A 16,591-nucleotide genomic window follows, 5' to 3' on the forward strand; every position below is an offset into this window, starting at 1 on the left:
GGCCGGAGCCGCGGGGGCGACGGGGGCCGGAGCCGCGGGGGCGACGGGAGCCGGAGCGGCGGGGGCGGGAGCCGGAGCTGCCGGGGCCGGGGCAGCCGCCGGAGCGGCACCCGGGGCGCCGATGACGGCCAGCTTGGCGCCGACCTCGGCGGTCCCGTCCTCCTCGACCACGATCTCCAGCAGCACGCCGGAAGTCGGGGCGGGGATCTCGGTGTCGACCTTGTCCGTGGAGACCTCGAGCAGCGGCTCGTCGGCCTCGACGGTGTCGCCGACCGACTTCAGCCAGCGGGTGACGGTGCCCTCGGTGACGGACTCACCGAGCGCGGGCAGGACCACGTCCGTGCCCTGGGCGCCACTGGCCGGAGCGGCCGGGGCGGCGACGGGGGCCGGGGCCTCGGCGACCGGAGCCGGGGCAGGCTCGGCGACCGGCGCGGGGGCGGGGGCCTCGGCGGCGGCCGGGGCCGGGGCGGCAACGGGCGCACCCGTGCCGTCGTCGATGACGGCCAGCTCGGCGCCGACCTCGATCGTCTCGTCCTCGGCGACCTTGATGGAGGACAGCACGCCGGAGGCAGGGGCCGGGATCTCGGTGTCGACCTTGTCCGTCGAGACTTCGAGCAGCGGCTCGTCGGCCTCGACGCGCTCGCCCTCGGCCTTCAGCCAGCGGGTGACAGTGCCCTCGGTGACGCTCTCACCGAGCGCCGGAAGGGTTACGGAAACCGCCATGGTTTCGGTTTCTCCTTACGAATTGCGGAAGTCTGTGTCGTCGCGCCCGAAGACTGAAGGCGTCAGTCGTGGGAGTGGAGGGGCTTGCCGGCCAGGGCCAGGTGGGCCTCGCCGAGCGCCTCGTTCTGCGTCGGGTGGGCGTGGATGAGCTGGGCCACCTCGGCCGGCAGCGCCTCCCAGTTGTAGATCAGCTGGGCCTCGCCGACCTGCTCGCCCATACGGTCGCCGACCATGTGGACGCCGACCACGGCACCGTCCTTGACCTGGACGAGCTTGATCTCGCCGGCGGTCTTGAGGATCTTGCTCTTGCCGTTGCCCGCCAGGTTGTACTTGAGAGCGACGACCTTGTCCGCGCCGTAGATCTCCTTGGCCTTGGCCTCGGTGATACCGACGGAGGCGACCTCCGGGTGGCAGTACGTCACCCGCGGCACACCGTCGTAGTCGATCGGAACGACCTTCAGACCGGCCAGACGCTCCGCCACCAGGATGCCCTCGGCGAAGCCGACGTGCGCGAGCTGGAGGGTCGGGACCAGGTCACCGACGGCGGAGATGGTCGGGACGTTCGTGCGCATGTACTCGTCGACGAGGACGTAGCCGCGGTCCATGGCGACCCCGGCCTCCTCGTAGCCCAGGCCCTGGGAGACCGGGCCGCGGCCGACGGCGACGAGCAGGACCTCGGCCTCGAACTCCTTGCCGTCGGCAAGGGTGACCTTGACGCCCTTCTCGGTGTACTCGGCCTTCTGGAAGAAGGTGCCGAGGTTGAACTTGATGCCGCGCTTGCGGAAGGCGCGCTCGAGCAGCTTGGAGGAGTTCTCGTCCTCGACCGGCACGAGGTGCTTGAGGCCCTCGATGACGGTGACGTCCGCGCCGAAGGACTTCCAGGCGGAAGCGAACTCGACACCGATGACGCCGCCGCCGAGGATGATCGCGGACTGCGGCACGCGGTCCAGGACGAGGGCGTGGTCGGAGGAGATGATGCGGTTGCCGTCGATCTGCAGGCCCGGCAGCGACTTCGGCACGGAGCCGGTAGCCAGGAGGACGTGGCGGCCCTGGATCCGCTGACCGTTCACGTCGACGGAGGTCGGGGAGGACAGCCGGCCCTCACCCTCGATGTAGGTCACCTTGCGGGAGGCGATCAGGCCCTGCAGACCCTTGTACAGGCCCGAGATGACCTCGTCCTTGTACTTGTGGACAGCCGGTACGTCGATGCCCTCGAAGCTGGCCTTGACACCGAACTGCTCGCTCTCGCGGGCCTGGTCGGCGATCTCGCCCGCGTGCAGCAGGGCCTTGGTGGGGATGCAACCCCGGTGCAGGCAGGTGCCGCCGACCTTGTCCTTCTCGATCAGGGCGACGTCCAGGCCCAGCTGCGCTCCGCGCAGGGCCGCGGCGTAACCGCCGCTACCGCCGCCGAGGATCACTAGGTCGAAAACGGTGCTGGCGTCGTTCGCCACGTCACGTCCTCCATGAATCTGCGCCGTGCGCCCGGTCTGCGGTGACCGGTCGGCGGCTGGTGTCCGGCCGCTTTGCTTCGGCCCTTCGGTGGGGCCCTGTCCTGCCGAGCCCCATCTTCGCACTTGTCGGCGGTGGAATGGACGCCGGGCCGGAGGTGTGAGACGTCGGATCCATCACGTCCAAAGGTCGCGGGCACGGACGGTCGTACTGATTTCGTCGAGGGCGAAACTCCGGTAACGGCCGGGAGGGCGGCCCCGGGGTTCTGCCGAACCCGGGGCCGCCCTCCCGCGGGCGTGGGGATCAGCCCAGGTCGCCCGCCGCCGTCAGCTCCGCGAGCCGGACCAGCGTGCGCACGGCCGAGCCGGTGCCGCCCTTCGGGGTGTAGCCGAAGGGAGCCTGCTCGTTGAAGGCCGGACCCGCGATGTCGAGGTGGGCCCAGGTGATGCCCTCGCCGATGAACTCCTTCAGGAACAGACCGGCGACCAGGCCGCCGCCCATCCGCTCGCCCATGTTGGCGATGTCGGCCGTGGGGGTGTCCATGCTCTTGCGCAGGTGCTCGGGCAGCGGCATCGGCCAGGAGTCCTCGCCGACCTCCTCGGCGGCCTCGTGGATCGCGGTGCGGAACGCGTCGTCGTTCGCCATGACCCCGAAGGTGTGGTTGCCGAGCGCCACCATCATCGCGCCGGTCAGGGTCGCGACGTCGATGATCGCGTCCGGGTTCTCCTCCGAGGCGGCCCACAGCGCGTCCGCGAGGACCAGTCGGCCCTCGGCGTCCGTGTTGAGCACCTCGACGGTCTTGCCGCTGTACATGCGCAGCACGTCACCCGGGCGGGTGGCCGAACCGGAGGGCATGTTCTCGGCCAGGGCGAGCCAGCCGGTGACGTTGACCTCGAGACCGAGGCGCGCGGCGGTCACGACCGCGGCGAAGACCGCCGCCGCGCCGGCCATGTCGCACTTCATGGTCTCGTTGTGGCCGGCCGGCTTGAGGGAGATGCCGCCCGAGTCGTAGGTGATGCCCTTGCCGACGAAGGCCAGGTGCTTGTCCGCCTCGGGGTGCTTGTACGACAGCTTCACCAGGCGGGGAGCGGAGGCCGAGCCCGCGCCGACGCCGAGGATGCCGCCGTAGCCGCCCTTGGTCAGCGCCTTCTCGTCGAGCACCTGCACGTTGAGCCCGTGCTCCTTGCCGGCGGTCTGCGCGAGAGCCGCGAAGGACGCCGGGTTCAGGTCGTTGGGCGGAGTGTTGACCAGGTCGCGAGCCCGGTTGAGCTCCTCGGCGACGGCGACGACGCGCTCGACGGCCGCCTTGTACGCCTTGTCGCGGGGCTTGCCGCCCAGCACGGCGACCTCGGCGAGCGGCGGCTTGCCGTTCTTGGCGTTCTTGGCGTTCTCCTTGTACGCGTCGAAGGCGTACGCGCCGAGCAGCGCGCCCTCGCCGATGGCGCCGGTGTCGGCGGCCTCGGTGACCGGCAGGGCGAAGACGGCCTTCTTGGAGCCGGCCAGCGCCCGGGCGGCGCTACCTGCGGCGCGGCGCAGGGACTCGGCGGTGAACGCCTCGTCCTTCTCCGGCTCGGCACCGAGGCCCACAGCCACCACGACGGGCGCCTTGAAGCCGGAGGGCGCGGGCAGCTTTGTCACCTCGCCCTCGGCGCCCGTGGCGCCCAGGGTCTCCAGGATGGCGGCGAGCTTGCCGTCATACGCCTGGTCCACGGCCTCGGCGCCCGGTGCGACGACCGGGCCCTGAGCGCCCTTCGCGACGCCGACCACGATCGCGTCGGCCCGCAGGCCGGCCGCCGCGGCGGTGCTGAGAGTGAGAGCAGTCACGGTGGTGAAATCTCGCTTCCAATTGAGTTTCGGTGGCCGATTGGGTTTCGGTGGCCGAACGGATGGGGTCGACCAGCCCGGGAACCGACCCTAGATCCCCCGACTGTGCGGTCTTTACCTGGGCAGGGGAACCCCCGGCATGAGCCTACGCGCGGGGGGCGGTTTGCTCATTACTCCGGGTGCTCATCTCTCCGTGGTGCCCTGGCCGCTTCCCTTCCCCCGACGGCCTGGGGCACATGCGCCGATGTCGGATACGTGGCCGGTTCATCGCCTCGCACGGCGGGCTCCGGAGCGCGCGTCGACGCGCCCGGCGATGATCCCCGACGCTCCAACGCCCGCCGCTGCAGGGGGCGTTGTTCAAGAGTCATGAGCGGGGGACATGGCGGCAGGCCTGCCGAGCCGGAGGCTCTCGACCGTCGTCCCCGCCACCCGGTCCGCCAGCGAGCGGCGCCCGGCGAAGAGGACGGGCAGCGCGTTCAGGAGGAACACCACCACGGCCAGCGTCCAGGCCAGCATCGACATCATGAAGTGGCCCTCGACCAGCAGTACGCAGGCCAGCGCGTACACCGCCACGTCCGCGGTCGTCGTCACGGCCGCCCGCAGCGCGGCCCGGCGCAGGGGACTCGGGGTGACCTTGAAGCCGGTCAGCGCCTTGCCCAGGGTGCGCCCGATGAGGGCGAGCGACGCCCACTGGTAGAGGAAGGCGGCGAGCACCAGCAGCCCGAAGCCCTGTTCCACGTACAGCACCGTCTTGTGCCACAGCGAGAGCCCGAGGCCCTCCGAGGCGTTCAGGACGTCGCCCCGTGAGGTGAGCAGATCGAAGCCGCCTCTGGCCGCGAGTCCCGGCACATCCGTGACGATCGCGGATATGCGGTGAAAGGTGAGCATGGCGAGTGCCGAGGCCGCCGCGACCACCAGCGCGAAGTCGATGAGCCAGGCCAGGAAGCGGCGCGTCTTCTGCACAGTCGTCCCCCGGGAACAGTGAGTGATCGGTGCGTCAGAGTAGTGCCCGGCAGGCTTCCGGGGCACCGGAGGGCACCTACTGGCCGATCGACAGCACCACGAGTGCCGTCGTCGCGGCGGTCTCGGCGAGACCGCCGAACACATCGCCCGTCACCCCGCCGAAGCGGCGGGTGCAGTGCCGCAGCAGCAGTTCGGCGGCGCCCATCGCGAGCAGCACCGCGGCCGCAGTGCGGACCACGCCGGACGCCCCCGGCAGCGCGCCCCCGGCTGCCGCCGCCGCGGTGACCGCGACAGCCACCGCCAGTGCGCCGCGCACCGGAACCACTCCCGCGACCGCGGCGCCCAGCCCCTCCGGCCGGGCGGCCGGCACCCCGCTGCGCGCGGCCAGCGTGAGGGCCAGCCGGGCCGCGGTGGCCGAGACGACGACGGCCGACGCACCTCGCGCCCAGGAGTCGCCGTACGCCTGCGCGAGCGCCGCCACTTGTGCGAGGAGCACGAACAACAGGGTGATCACGCCGAACGGTCCGATGTCCGACCGTTTCATGATGCGCAGCGCCTCCTCGGCGGGCTTTCCGCTGCCGAGCCCGTCCGCGGTGTCGGCGATTCCGTCCAGGTGCAGACCCCGGGTGAGCACGGCGGGTACGGCGACGGAGGCGACGGCGGCGAGCAGGCGCCCCGCGCCCAGGAGGAGCAGGGCCGTGCCGAGCAGGGCCGCGAGACCGCCGACCACCGCTCCGGCCAGAGGCGCGCACAGCATCCCGCCGCGCGCGGCCTCCCGGTCCCACCGGGTCACCCGGACCGGGAGAACGGTGAGGGTGCCGAAAGCGAAGCGGAGGCCGTGGAAGGACGGGGTCTTGGGCACGGCCGAAGGGTACGTGACCGCCGTACCCCGTTCGGCCCCGGCGTCCGCGGGCGAGCAGCTCGGACCGCCGCCGGACGGGCCCTTGCCGAAGACCTCAGGACTGGATCGGAGGCAAGTCCGTCGCGCATTCCACTCGGCCGGACGGCCGTTGGCGCCGGCGCAGCGCCGACACCCCGCACAGCACCAGCACTATGGCGATCGCGGCGATGTGCTCCTTGCCCGCCAGGTTCGCCTTCAGCACGACTTCCACGACCATGGCCGCGATCAACACCCCTCCGGTGAGGCGGGCGCGATACCGCCAGCACAGGAAGAGGGCGAGCCCGATCACGGCCGCCGACGGCCCGGTGTCGACGACCTGCGCGTCCGTCGCGGGCAGCCCCAGCGGATGGTGCGGGCCCAGGCCGATGCTCAGGCGCGCGTACAGCGTGCCGGCCAGTGTGGCGGCGTACGCGATGACGGTCGTGCGCCACCAGCCCAGACAGATCTCGGCGATCCCGAACACGAAGAGGATCTGCAGGAGCGCACCCCAGACCGGCAGGTCGAGGGCCGGTACGAACAGGGAGAGCGGGGTGTGCAGAAGGGAGAGCCACAGCGGCTCCTCGGCCCGTACGGATCCGATGTTCTGCACGAACGGGAAGCCCCAGGGCTGGTTCTGCACGAACTGCAGGACCGATGTCAGGCACACGGCCGCGAGCGTCATCGGGACCGCCCGCCAGTGTCGCCGCGCGAGGGCCTGACGCACGGTGACGTACGGGGGTCCTAACTCGGCGCGGACCAGGCGGGCGATGCGCTTCATCCAGCGGTCCTCATCTGTCCGGTGCTTCTCACCTGTGGGATACCAGGTGCTTGCGGTGCAGCCACTTCGGCAGCCCCGGAGCCTCCAGAAATCCCTCGGCGCGCGCCGAGGCGAGGCCGATACGCAGCAGGTCCGGGCTCTTCTCGAAGAGCAGGAACCGGGGCTCCCAGATCGGCCGGTACTTCGCGTTGGCCCGGTACAGCGACTCGATCTGCCACCAGCGGGAGAAGAAGCTGAGCAGCGAGCGCCACAGCCGCAGCACCGGTCCGGCGCCAAGACGCGCACCACGTTCGAAGACGGACCGGAACATCGCGAAGTTGAGAGAGACCTGGGTGATCCCGATCTCCTGGGCGCGGCGCAGCAGTTCGATCACCATGAACTCCATGAGCCCGTTCTCGGAGTCCCGGTCGCGGCGCATGAGGTCGAGGGAGAGCCCGTGCGGGCCCCAGGGCACGAAGGACAGCAGCGCTTTCAACTCGCCTTCGGCGTCCGAGCACTCGAGCATGACGCACTGCCCGTCCTCGGGGTCCCCGAGCCGCCCCAGCGCCATGCTGAAGCCGCGCTCGGTGGCCCCGTCGCGCCAGTCGTCGGCCTTCTGCAGGAGGAACGCCATCTCGTCGGCCGGGATGTCCGAGTGGCGCCTGATACGGACCGTGTACCCGGCGCGCTTCACCCGGTTGTAGGCCTGGCGGACGGTGCGCATGGCCCGCCCTTCGAGGGTGAACTCGTCGACGTCCACGATGGCTTCGTCACCGAGTTCGAGGGCGTCGAGACCGTGCCGCGCGTACACGGTCCCGGCCTCCTCGCTCGCGCCCATCACGGCCGGGGTCCAGCCGTGCGCACGCGCCTCGGCGAGCCAGGGCTCGATGGCGCCCGGCCATGCCTCCGGGTCGCCGAGCGGATCACCGGAAGCCAGCGAGACCCCGTTGACGACGCGGTACGCGACCGCCGCCTTGCCGGTGGGCGACCAGATCACACTCTTCTCCTGGCGCAGCGCGAAGTAGCCGAGCGAGTCCCGGTCACCGTGCCTGTCCAGCAGCGCCCGCAGTCGCTTCTCGTCGTCCTCGCTGATCGGGTCGACGGCACGCCGGGAACGGAAGGCGGCGTACAGGACGGCGAGGAGGAGCAGCGTGCTGAAGGCGTTGATCGTGACGTTGACCCAGCTGGGCGTGGAGATCCACGGGTAGTGCGAGTCGTCGACGGTGACCGACACGAGCCGCAAGGTGCCGTAGCGCCAGCGTTCCGGGAACGTCGAACGCTGCGCATAGGACGAGGTGTTGGTGACGGTCACCAGGAGTGCGGCGAGCAGCGAGGTGACGAGCAGGCCACCGACGGCGACAACGGCCGCGAGCCGGGGATTGGACCGGTCGCCCTTGGCGTAGAACTCCCGTCGCCCGACGAGGAGCGAGCCGACGAAGGCCGCGGTGAGGAGCAGGGAGACCCAGTTCTGGGCGTACTGCCGGATCTCGGGGAAGGACATGGCGAAGGCGAAGAGCAGGAGGAACGACCCGCTGAGCGCGAGGTTGAGGATCCAGGCGGCACGCTTGCGGCGCCGCATGGTGATGGCGAGGAACATCGTGAACACGCCGGAGGCGAAACCCGCGGTCAGCAGGTACGGCGTGAAGAGGTCCTGCTGGTTGTGCCGCCGTACGTCCTGCCCGAGGGTAAGCCACACGGCGGAGAGGAAATTGATGAACATGACAGCGCGGAGGTACCAGACGGCGCAGGCGGCGGCCCGCCGGGAAGTCCGGCTGGACCGCTGTGCCTCGCCCCCTGACCGAGTCGTGCGTTCCTGTTCCGCGGTAAAACGGGCATCTCCCATGAAGGGTGATGATATGGGTCCCCTGTGGTGCGCGGGAGAGAGGGGCGAGGCGGGGGCCGGTCGGCCCGGGACCCCTGTCCTCTTGGCGCGGCGGGGGAGGGGTGGACCGGTCGCGGCAGCCTATCCCTTCTCTGTGGCCTCTGTGGCCTCTGTGGCCTCTGTGGCCTCGGCCGGCTTCTCCGGAAGCTCCGCCGCCAGGGCCGCCGCAGCCCGGACCAGCGGCAGCGCCAGCAGCGCCCCGGTGCCCTCGCCCACGGACACCCCCTGGTCCAGCAGCGGCTCCAGGGCCAGCCGGTCCAGCGCCTTCGCCTGCGCCGGCTCCCCGCTGCTCTGCCCGGCCAGCCACCAGTCCGGCGCGCGGAACGCAATCCGCTGCCCCACCAGCGCACACGCCGCCGACACGACCCCGTCCAGAATCACCGGAGTCTTGCGCACGGCGCACTGCAGCAGGAACCCGGTCATCGCGGCCAGGTCGGCACCGCCCACCGCCGCCAGCAACTGCAGCTGATCGCCCAGTACCGGCCTGGCCCGCCGCAGCGCGTCGCGGATGGCCGCGCATTTGCGCATCCAGGCGAGGTCGTCGATCGCCAGACCGCCGCGCCCGGTCACCACCGAAGAGTCCGTCCCGCACAGCGCCGCGATCAGCACGGCTGCCGGCGTCGTCCCTCCGACGCTCACATCGCCGAGGACCACCAGGTCCGTCCCGGAGTCCGCCTCCTCGTCCGCGATCGCGACCCCCGCCCGGAACGCTGCCTCCGCCTCCTCCTGCGTCAGCGCGTCCTCGACGTCGATGCGCCCACTGCCGCGCCGCACCCGATGCCGTACGACGTCCGCCGGCAGTTCGCCCGGGTCGCAGTCGAGCGCCATGTCGACCACGCGCACGGGCACGTTCAGCTGCCGCGCCAGGATCGAGGCCGGGCCGGTGCCCTCCAGCACCGCTCGCACCAGCCGGGTGGCGCTGCCCGCGGGGCGCGCCGACACGTCGAGCGCCGCGACCCCGTGGTCGCCGGCGAACAGCACCATGCGAGGCCGCTCGATCGGCCGCACCGGTACGGCGGACTGCGCGGCCGCCAGCCACTCACCCAGGTCGTCGAGGCGGCCCAGTGCCCCGGGCGGCACGATCTGACGCTCCCGGCGCGCCTCCGCGTCGCGGCGCACCCCGCCGTCGGGGCGCTCGATCAGGTCGGTGAAGTCGTCGAGATTAAGCGAGCTCATTCGCCGAACAGTACCGGCAGGGATCGAACGCGGCGGCGCCACATCGACGGCACGTCATTGCATCCGTGAGAGGAATCCCGTACGTACCGTTTGGGCACGTATTGTCGCACCTCTGGTCACCGTCGTGCGCCCCGGTCCCCCTGGTCGTACGCCGTCCCCCGCTCAGGAGCCGCCCATGCCCTCCACCCCGCACCCGGACGCCGCACGCCGTGCCGAGTACCTCGGGGAACTCGCCCAGGGCACCGACCGGTTCCACGAGCCGCGCCGCGTGGACTGCCCGTGGTGCGGCTCGACGCGGCTGCGCACCCGGCTGCGCACCCGGGACCTGGTGCAGCACAAGCCGGGCACATTCGTCGTCGACCAGTGCCGGGACTGCGCCCACACCTTCCAGAACCCCCGCCTCAGCGCCGAGGGGGTCGCCTTCTACCACCGCGACGTCCACGAGGACCACGCCGGACGCGAGCACCTCGCCGAACGCATCCTCACCGCCCACGGCGGCGCTCGACGCCACCGGGCGGCGGCCCGCGCGATGCTGACCTTTCCGGAGCCGGAGAGCTGGCTCGACGTCGGCACCGGGCACGGCCGGTTCCCCCAGGCGGCCAAGGAGGTCCACCCGTACACGTCCTTCGACGGCCTCGACCCCACCCGCCGCGTCGAGACGGCACGAGCCGCGGGCCGCGTCGAGGAGGCCCATCGCGGGCACCTCACCGACCCGGAGATCCTCGCGCGGCTGCGCTCCCGCTACGACGTCGTCAGCATGGTCCACCACCTGGAGCACACCCCCGACCCGCGCGCCGAACTGCGCGCCGCCCTGACGGTGCTGCGCCCCGGTGGCCATCTGCTCATCGAAGTCTCCGACCCCGACTGCGCGTTCGGCGCTCTGCTCGGCAAGTGGTGGGCGTCCTACGGCCAGCCGCGCCGCCTCCAGCTGATGCCGCGAGACAACCTGCTGGCCGAACTGGAGGGCCTGGGCTGCGCGATCGTCACCACGAACCGTCGCGAGCCGCACACGCCGTACGACATCGCGGGCGCCCTGACCCTCGCGCTGGGCCGTGTCCTGCCGGCCCCGGACGCCCCGTGGCGGCCGGTGTCGCCGACCCGGTTGCGGCGCGGAGTACGCACGGCTCTGGCGGGGGCGACGGCGCCCTTGGTGGTCGGGGCCACAGCGTTGGACCACGTATGGGCGCCGCTGCTGCGGCGTACCCGCTTCTCGAACGCCTACCGGATCATCGCGCGGTCACCCGCGTAGCGTCAGCGCCTGCCCGGCCACCACCAGCAGCACATGCTCGCACTCCGCCGCGAACGCCGCGTTCAGGCGGCCGAGTTCGTCCCGGTAGCGGCGGCCGGACGCGGTCGCCGGGACGATACCGGAGCCGACCTCGTTCGAGACGGCCACGACCGTCCGGCGTGTGCCGCGCACCGCCGCGGCCAGCTCCCCCACCCGTGCCCGCAGCGCCCGCTCGCCGCCGCCCGCCCACTCCGCGTCGTCCCAGGCGCCGACCGTGTCCATCGCGTCGGTCAGCCACAGCGACAGACAGTCGATCAGCAGTGGCGGCCCGTCCTCCTCCAACAGCGGCACGAGATCGCAGGTCTCGGCGGTCCGCCAGGACCCGGGCCGCCGCTCCCGGTGCGTGGCCACCCGCGCCGCCCACTCCGTGTCCCCGCAGCGCGAGCCGCCCGTCGCCACGTACAGCACGTCCGGGAACGCCTCCAGCCGGCGCTCCGCCTCCACCGACTTGCCCGACCGCGCCCCGCCCAGCACCAGCGTGCGCCGCGGCACGTCCGGCACGTGCTCATAGCCGCCCACGGTCAGCGTCGCCCCGTCCGGCACCGCACGCGCCCCGGCCGCCGCGAGCCGCCTGCGCAACTCGGCGCCCGGTGCCACGTCGTGGTCGAGGTGCACGGCGATGACGTCCGTGGTCGGCCCGAGCGCCCCCACCGCCCGCAGCTTCGCCAGCGCGTCCGGCCGCCCCAGGACGTCGGCCAGCACCATGTCGTACGGCTCCGCCGGCACCGTAAGACCCGCGGGCGCCGCGCCCGGCGGCAGATACAGCAGCCGCAGCCCGTCCGGTCCGGTCACCGCGTACCCGGTGCCCGGCGCGTCCATCGCCAGCGCCCGCACCCGGTGGCCGGTCAGCAGCGCCAACTCCCGTCCGTCCGGCACCCGCCCGGGCTGCGGCAGGCCCGCCGGGACCTCGACCGCGGGCCCGCCGTGCGGATGCGTCAGCAGTACCTGCCGTACGCCGGCCAGCGACCGCCCGGCGCGCGCCGCCGCGAACGCCGCGCCCGGAGTGAGGTCCAGCAGCAGCGCCCCGTCCACGAGCACCGCGGTCGCCGCACGCGCCTCCTGGCCGAGCGCACGCGCGCAGGCCGCGCAGGGACAGTCGGTGCGGGGCAGTCCCGCGGGGGCACCGGTGCCGAGCAGTGTCAGTTCCACGGACCCGATTTTCCCGGGTCCCCGCAGGAGGCGCGCGCCCAGGTCGGGTCCTGCGACCCGCGGTCTTCTCCCCCCTGGCCGGAGGAGCGCATAGGCTGCGGGCAGCAGCCGGACCACCATCCGGATGCTGCTCAGCGTGTGCTCACATCTGGGAGGCGTACATGGCGGCATGGACGTGGCGGTTCGAGAAGGCCGACGGGGCGGAGATCCGGCCCGCGGTCATGCCCGAGGAGTTCACCACGCAGGGGGACGCCGAGTCCTGGATCGGGGAGCACTGGAGGGAACTGTCGGAAGGCGGCGCCGACCAGGTACGGCTGTTCGAGGACATGACGGAGATCTACGGGCCGATGAGCCTGCACGCCGAGGACGCGTAGCCCGTCGTCCGTCGTCCGGGGGAGGGGGCGGAGCGATTCCTCCCCCTGCCCCTCACTGCTCGCCCAGCGTCACATCGGCTGTCTTACGGCTGCCGTCGCGCAGGTACGTGACCGTCGTCCGCTGCCCCGGCTTGTCACCGGCGAGTGCCTCGGCGAGGGACGTGATCGTGGTGATGTCCTGGTCACCCACCTTGATGATGATGTCCCCGGTCCGCAGGCCCGCCCGGTCGGCCGCGCCCCCGGGATCGACCCTGGCCACCGCGACCCCGATCGGGCGGTAGCCGGCGTTCACCACCGTGCGGCCGGTGATATTGAGCGCGGCCCGTCCCGAATGGGTGACCCTCCCCGTCCCGATGATCTGGTCGGCGATCGTCTTCACCATGTTCGCCGGGATCGCGAACCCGATGCCGGGCGCCGCGCTGTTCCCGAGGTCGGGGTCGACCGCGGCGAGCGTGGGGATGCCGATGACCTGGCTGTCGAGGTTGACGAGCGCGCCCCCGCTGTTGCCGGGGTTGATCGCCGCCGAGGTCTGCACCATGTTCGCGATGGTGGCGCCCGTACCGCCCTGCGTGCCGCTCTCGCTGACGGTCCGTCCGGTCGCCGAGACGATTCCCTGGGTCACGCTCGACGACAACCCGAGCGGTGAGCCCATGGCGAGGACGATCTGCCCGACCTCGACCTTGGCCGAGTTCGCGAAGACGGCCGCCTTCAGCCCCCGCGGCACCGTGTTCAGCCTGATGACGGCGAGGTCCTGGGCGGGGTAGGAGGAGACCAGACTCGCGGTGAGCGTGTGCTCGCTGTTGGCGGTGGTCACCTGGAACGTCCTGCCGTCCCCGATCACGTGCGCGTTGGTGACGATATGGCCCTTGTCGTCGTAGACCACGCCGGACCCGAGAGCGTTGCCGGAACGGATCTGCACGACCGACGGCAGGACGTCCTTGATGACCCGCATGTACTCGCTCTGCAGATCGCTGGCCGTCCCGGCGGCGACGTCCCGCGTGCTCGTCGTGCCGTCCTGCTTCGCCGGGGAATCGGAGCCGGTGCAGCCACCGAGCAGTACCAGTGAGCAGACGACGGCGGGGGCACACAGCCGGAAGACACGGAATCGGGAAGCGTCCATGCCCCGAGTCTCCCGTCGGGGAGAGGGCCCGGCTTTTCCGATGCCTCCGAACGGGTTCGATCCGGCTTCCTCAGCCGCGTACTCCGCACAGGTGCAGCAGCGCCGCCACCCGCCGGTACGGATCCGTACGCCCCGCCCGTTCCTCCGCGTCCAGAAGGACCTCCACGTCCGGGGGGATCCCCGCGTCGTCGGCGGCCGTGTCCGTGAAGACCCGCACTCCGTACCAGGCGTGCAAGGGCGCCCCGATCCCCGCGAGCGTCGCGGTCAGCGCCTCCAGCCGGTCGGCCCGTGCATCGAGCCCAAGCCGGTTCGTATAGGTGTTCGTGTCGAAGGCGGCGAGCGCCGCACCCCAGTCCCCGGACAGCCCCGGCCGCATCGCCAGCGCGTCCCCGTTGCGGACGAGCAGGGACAGCAGCCCGCCGGGCGCGAGCATCCGGGCCAGCCCCGCCACCAGCGGATCGGGCTCCTCGACATACATGAGCACGCCGTGGCACAGCACCACGTCGAAGCTGCCCGGCAGGAAGTGGACGCCCGTGTCCCGTCCGTCGCCCTCGATGATCCGCACCCGCTCCCGGATGCCCTCCGGCTCGGCGGACAGGGCCTTGCGGGCCACGGAGATCATCGTCAGATCCTGCTCGATCCCGGTGACCCGGTGCCCGGCCCGGGCCAGGCGCAGGGCCTGCGTGCCCTGCCCCATCCCCACGTCGAGCACCCGCAGGCGCTGCCCGACCGGGTACCGCCCGGATATCTGCTCGTCCAGCTGTCGGGCCACCAGCTCCTGGCGTACGACATCACGCAGACCACCCAGCCCGCTCAGCCAGGCATCCGCCGCGCCCCCCGAGAAGGAAGTCGTGCTCAGGGCCGCTCTCCGCGCTTGACCTGCGGCTTCGGCAGCCGGAGTCGGCGCATCTGCAGGGCGCGCAACAGCCCGTAGAAGACCGCGCCCCTCCTGTTGTGGCCGGGGAAGCGCTCGGCGAGCTGCTTCCGCAGCCGGAACCCGGCGAAGATCGAGTCGAGCACGATCAGCACGATCACGACGAGCCACAGCAGCAGCGCGATGTTCTGCAGCTGGGCCACCCGCACCATGCTCAGCACCAGGATGACCACGGCCATCGGCAGGAAGAACTCCGCGACATTGAAACGCGAGTCGATGAAGTCGCGGGCGAACTTGCGGACCGGACCCTTGTCCCGCGCCGGCAGATACCGCTCGTCACCGCTGGCCAGCGCCTGGCGCTGCTTCTCCATCTGGACGCGGCGCGTCTCGCGCTGCCGCTTCGCGGCTTCCTTGCGCGTCATCGGCGTATTGGCGACGCTGCGGCGCTGGGACCGGGCCTCACTGCGCTTGGGCGTGGGCCGGCCCTTGGGGGCCTGCGGGTCGCGGGACTGCTTGGAGTCGGTCACCAGCGCCTTGTCGGCGGTCGGGGCCTTCTCTTCCTTGGCACGGCTACGAAACACAAAACCCAAGGGTAAGGGGTTCGCCCGCATGGACCCCAGCCGAGTGGGGAACGATCCGGCAACACCGGTCGTCTTGTACTGGGACAGAGCGGTCCGAAAGGGAAGGGCGCCGTCGTTCTTCCGTACGTCGGCAGCGGGAATCCGGGCGTCTCCCCGCATGTAACCTTGGGGGGACACCTCCTCCCTACGCCGGAGCGGGATCGAAGGCAGTCGTCCTCGGGGATGACCGCATCCGTCCCCGAACAGTGCGGTAATGGATGCAGGGCCCGTACTGTGGGTGCTGTTGCAGAGCTGCTGGAGCTGGAGTCCGTCAGAAGGGGGCGCGCGAAGCCCATGAGCGGTGTCATGAAGCGTATGGGGATGATCTTCCGCGCGAAGGCGAACAAGGCCCTTGACCGGGCCGAGGACCCGCGCGAGACCCTCGATTACTCGTACCAGAAGCAGCTGGAGCTGTTGCAGAAGGTGCGCCGCGGCGTCGCGGACGTGGCGACGAGCCGCAAGCGCCTGGAGCTGCAGCTCAACCAGTTGCAGAGCCAGTCCTCCAAGCTCGAGGACCAGGGCCGCAAGGCGCTCGCGCTCGGTCGCGAGGACCTGGCCCGCGAGGCGCTGTCCCGGCGCGCCGCGCTCCAGCAGCAGGTGACGGACCTGGAGACCCAGCACCAGACGCTGCAGGGCGAGGAGGAGAAGCTCACCCTTGCGGCCCAGCGCCTCCAGGCCAAGGTGGACGCCTTCCGCACGAAGAAGGAGACCATCAAGGCGACGTACACGGCTGCCCAGGCGCAGACCCGGATCGGCGAGGCCTTCTCCGGCATCTCCGAGGAGATGGGCGATGTCGGCCTGGCGATCCAGCGGGCCGAGGACAAGACGGCCCAGCTGCAGGCCCGCGCGGGCGCCATCGATGAACTGCTCGCCTCGGGCGCACTGGACGACCCCTCCGGCATGGCCAAGGACGACATCCAGGCCGAGCTGGACCGGCTCTCCGGTGGGACCGATGTGGAGCTGGAGCTGCAGCGCATGAAGGCGGAGCTGGCCGGCGGCTCGTCCGCGCAGCCGCAGGCGATCGAAGGCGGCACGGGCCAGGGACAGCAGTCCTCGTCCCAGCCGCAGGACACTCCGCGCTTCGACAAGCAGTGACCCAGTCATCCACCGGATCCCACGCCTGAGGAGGGCAACATGATCGTACGGATCATGGGGGAGGGGCAGGTGAAGTTGGACGACGCCCACTTCACCGAGCTGAACAAGCTGGACGACGAGCTGCTCCAGGAAATGGAGAGCGGTGACGAGCAGGGCTTCCGCCGCACTCTGAACGCCCTCCTGGACGCGGTCCGCGGCCTGGGTACTCCGCTGCCGGACGACGCTCTGGAACCGTCGGAACTGATCCTTCCGGCACCGGACGCCGACCTGGAAGAGGTACGCCAGATGCTGAACGACGACGGCCTGCTCCCCGGCTGAGGGTGCATCACTCAGCCCGTCGCGGGGATCCCCTCGCTCGGGCGAAGCCGGGAGCGGGGAAGATGGCGGACGAGGCCGTTCAGGCCGACAGCCCGGGTC

Annotated in this window: 16 protein-coding genes; 4 read left to right on the top strand and 12 right to left on the bottom strand. The window is 71.5% G+C overall.

All coding sequences use genetic code 11. From position 1 onward, the window contains the following. The 8 genes from BIV24_RS07035 to cobT form a co-directional block, all read right to left on the bottom strand. The coding region (locus tag BIV24_RS07035; RefSeq protein WP_342745241.1) for a biotin/lipoyl-containing protein at positions 1–723 on the bottom strand (723 nt) is incomplete at its 3' end. 62 nt (positions 724–785) lie between these two features. Continuing rightward, positions 786–2,174: a dihydrolipoyl dehydrogenase gene (lpdA, locus tag BIV24_RS07040; RefSeq protein WP_071365302.1), complete on the bottom strand. Its 1,389-nt coding sequence runs from the start codon at positions 2,172–2,174 to the stop codon at positions 786–788. Between the two features lie 301 nt (positions 2,175–2,475). Next, a complete protein-coding gene (locus BIV24_RS07045; RefSeq protein ID WP_071365303.1) occupies positions 2,476–3,996 on the bottom strand; it encodes a leucyl aminopeptidase in 1,521 nt (506 codons plus the stop codon). Positions 3,997–4,353: 357 nt separating this feature from the next. After that, complete coding sequence (locus BIV24_RS07050) at positions 4,354–4,959, bottom strand: RDD family protein (protein ID WP_245766692.1); 606 nt, start codon at positions 4,957–4,959, stop codon at positions 4,354–4,356. A gap of 76 nt (positions 4,960–5,035) precedes the next feature. After that, the gene (locus BIV24_RS07055) at positions 5,036–5,821 is read right to left on the bottom strand and encodes an adenosylcobinamide-GDP ribazoletransferase (protein WP_071365304.1); all 786 of its coding nucleotides are present in this window, start codon (positions 5,819–5,821) and stop codon (positions 5,036–5,038) included. 94 nt (positions 5,822–5,915) lie between these two features. Continuing rightward, positions 5,916–6,617, bottom strand: coding sequence for a hypothetical protein (locus tag BIV24_RS34180; RefSeq protein ID WP_071365305.1), 702 nt, complete (start codon positions 6,615–6,617; stop codon positions 5,916–5,918). Positions 6,618–6,645: 28 nt separating this feature from the next. After that, positions 6,646–8,439: a phosphatidylglycerol lysyltransferase domain-containing protein gene (locus BIV24_RS07065; protein WP_071365306.1), complete on the bottom strand. Its 1,794-nt coding sequence runs from the start codon at positions 8,437–8,439 to the stop codon at positions 6,646–6,648. A gap of 120 nt (positions 8,440–8,559) precedes the next feature. Then, positions 8,560–9,654: a nicotinate-nucleotide--dimethylbenzimidazole phosphoribosyltransferase gene (gene cobT, locus BIV24_RS07070; protein ID WP_071365307.1), complete on the bottom strand. Its 1,095-nt coding sequence runs from the start codon at positions 9,652–9,654 to the stop codon at positions 8,560–8,562. 175 nt (positions 9,655–9,829) lie between these two features. Between cobT and BIV24_RS07075 the strand changes: the two genes are divergently transcribed. Next, positions 9,830–10,903, top strand: coding sequence for a class I SAM-dependent methyltransferase (locus BIV24_RS07075; protein ID WP_071365308.1), 1,074 nt, complete (start codon positions 9,830–9,832; stop codon positions 10,901–10,903). Here BIV24_RS07075 and BIV24_RS07080 read toward each other — a convergent pair. Then, the gene (locus tag BIV24_RS07080; protein WP_071365309.1) at positions 10,892–12,091 is read right to left on the bottom strand and encodes a bifunctional adenosylcobinamide kinase/adenosylcobinamide-phosphate guanylyltransferase; all 1,200 of its coding nucleotides are present in this window, start codon (positions 12,089–12,091) and stop codon (positions 10,892–10,894) included. The two genes, BIV24_RS07075 and BIV24_RS07080, sit on opposite strands and share 12 nt — an antisense overlap. Positions 12,092–12,252: 161 nt before the next feature. On the opposite strand from BIV24_RS07080, the gene BIV24_RS07085 reads away from it, so the two are divergent. Continuing rightward, entirely contained in the window at positions 12,253–12,465 is a 213-nt protein-coding gene (locus tag BIV24_RS07085; protein ID WP_071365310.1) for a hypothetical protein, read from the top strand. 52 nt (positions 12,466–12,517) lie between these two features. Here BIV24_RS07085 and BIV24_RS07090 read toward each other — a convergent pair whose 3' ends face one another. The 3 genes from BIV24_RS07090 to BIV24_RS07100 all read right to left on the bottom strand — a co-directional run bounded on the left by BIV24_RS07090 (position 12,518) and on the right by BIV24_RS07100 (position 15,070). Further along, positions 12,518–13,585, bottom strand: a complete 1,068-nt coding sequence (locus BIV24_RS07090; protein WP_071365311.1) for a S1C family serine protease — start codon at positions 13,583–13,585, stop codon at positions 12,518–12,520. 70 nt (positions 13,586–13,655) lie between these two features. Continuing rightward, entirely contained in the window at positions 13,656–14,357 is a 702-nt protein-coding gene (locus BIV24_RS07095; protein ID WP_071365312.1) for a class I SAM-dependent methyltransferase, read from the bottom strand. Positions 14,358–14,440: 83 nt separating this feature from the next. Beyond that, positions 14,441–15,070, bottom strand: coding sequence for a DUF3043 domain-containing protein (locus BIV24_RS07100; RefSeq protein WP_079168068.1), 630 nt, complete (start codon positions 15,068–15,070; stop codon positions 14,441–14,443). Positions 15,071–15,373: 303 nt separating this feature from the next. On the opposite strand from BIV24_RS07100, the gene BIV24_RS07105 reads away from it, so the two are divergent. Together BIV24_RS07105 and pspAA are read left to right on the top strand one after the other, a co-directional pair. Then, positions 15,374–16,174, top strand: coding sequence for a PspA/IM30 family protein (locus BIV24_RS07105; RefSeq protein WP_071365314.1), 801 nt, complete (start codon positions 15,374–15,376; stop codon positions 16,172–16,174). A gap of 39 nt (positions 16,175–16,213) precedes the next feature. Next, entirely contained in the window at positions 16,214–16,492 is a 279-nt protein-coding gene (pspAA, locus tag BIV24_RS07110) for a PspA-associated protein PspAA (RefSeq protein ID WP_071365315.1), read from the top strand. Positions 16,493–16,591 lie beyond the last annotated feature (99 nt).

Source organism: Streptomyces colonosanans (genome assembly GCF_001866645.1).
GTDB classification, from domain to species: domain Bacteria; phylum Actinomycetota; class Actinomycetes; order Streptomycetales; family Streptomycetaceae; genus Streptomyces; species Streptomyces colonosanans.

What these genes read in the sequence shown, in the direction of transcription:
- BIV24_RS34180 (WP_071365305.1), bottom strand. Translation starts at nt 6,617, where the DNA reads ATGAAGCGCATCGCCCGCCTGGTCCGCGCCGAGTTAGGACCCCCGTAC.
- BIV24_RS07065 (WP_071365306.1), bottom strand. Translation starts at nt 8,439, where the DNA reads ATGGGAGATGCCCGTTTTACCGCGGAACAGGAACGCACGACTCGGTCA.
- cobT (WP_071365307.1), bottom strand. Translation starts at nt 9,654, where the DNA reads ATGAGCTCGCTTAATCTCGACGACTTCACCGACCTGATCGAGCGCCCC.
- BIV24_RS07075 (WP_071365308.1), top strand. Translation starts at nt 9,830, where the DNA reads ATGCCCTCCACCCCGCACCCGGACGCCGCACGCCGTGCCGAGTACCTC.
- BIV24_RS07085 (WP_071365310.1), top strand. Translation starts at nt 12,253, where the DNA reads ATGGCGGCATGGACGTGGCGGTTCGAGAAGGCCGACGGGGCGGAGATC.
- BIV24_RS07090 (WP_071365311.1), bottom strand. Translation starts at nt 13,585, where the DNA reads ATGGACGCTTCCCGATTCCGTGTCTTCCGGCTGTGTGCCCCCGCCGTC.
- BIV24_RS07100 (WP_079168068.1), bottom strand. Translation starts at nt 15,070, where the DNA reads ATGCGGGCGAACCCCTTACCCTTGGGTTTTGTGTTTCGTAGCCGTGCC.
- BIV24_RS07105 (WP_071365314.1), top strand. Translation starts at nt 15,374, where the DNA reads ATGAGCGGTGTCATGAAGCGTATGGGGATGATCTTCCGCGCGAAGGCG.
- pspAA (WP_071365315.1), top strand. Translation starts at nt 16,214, where the DNA reads ATGATCGTACGGATCATGGGGGAGGGGCAGGTGAAGTTGGACGACGCC.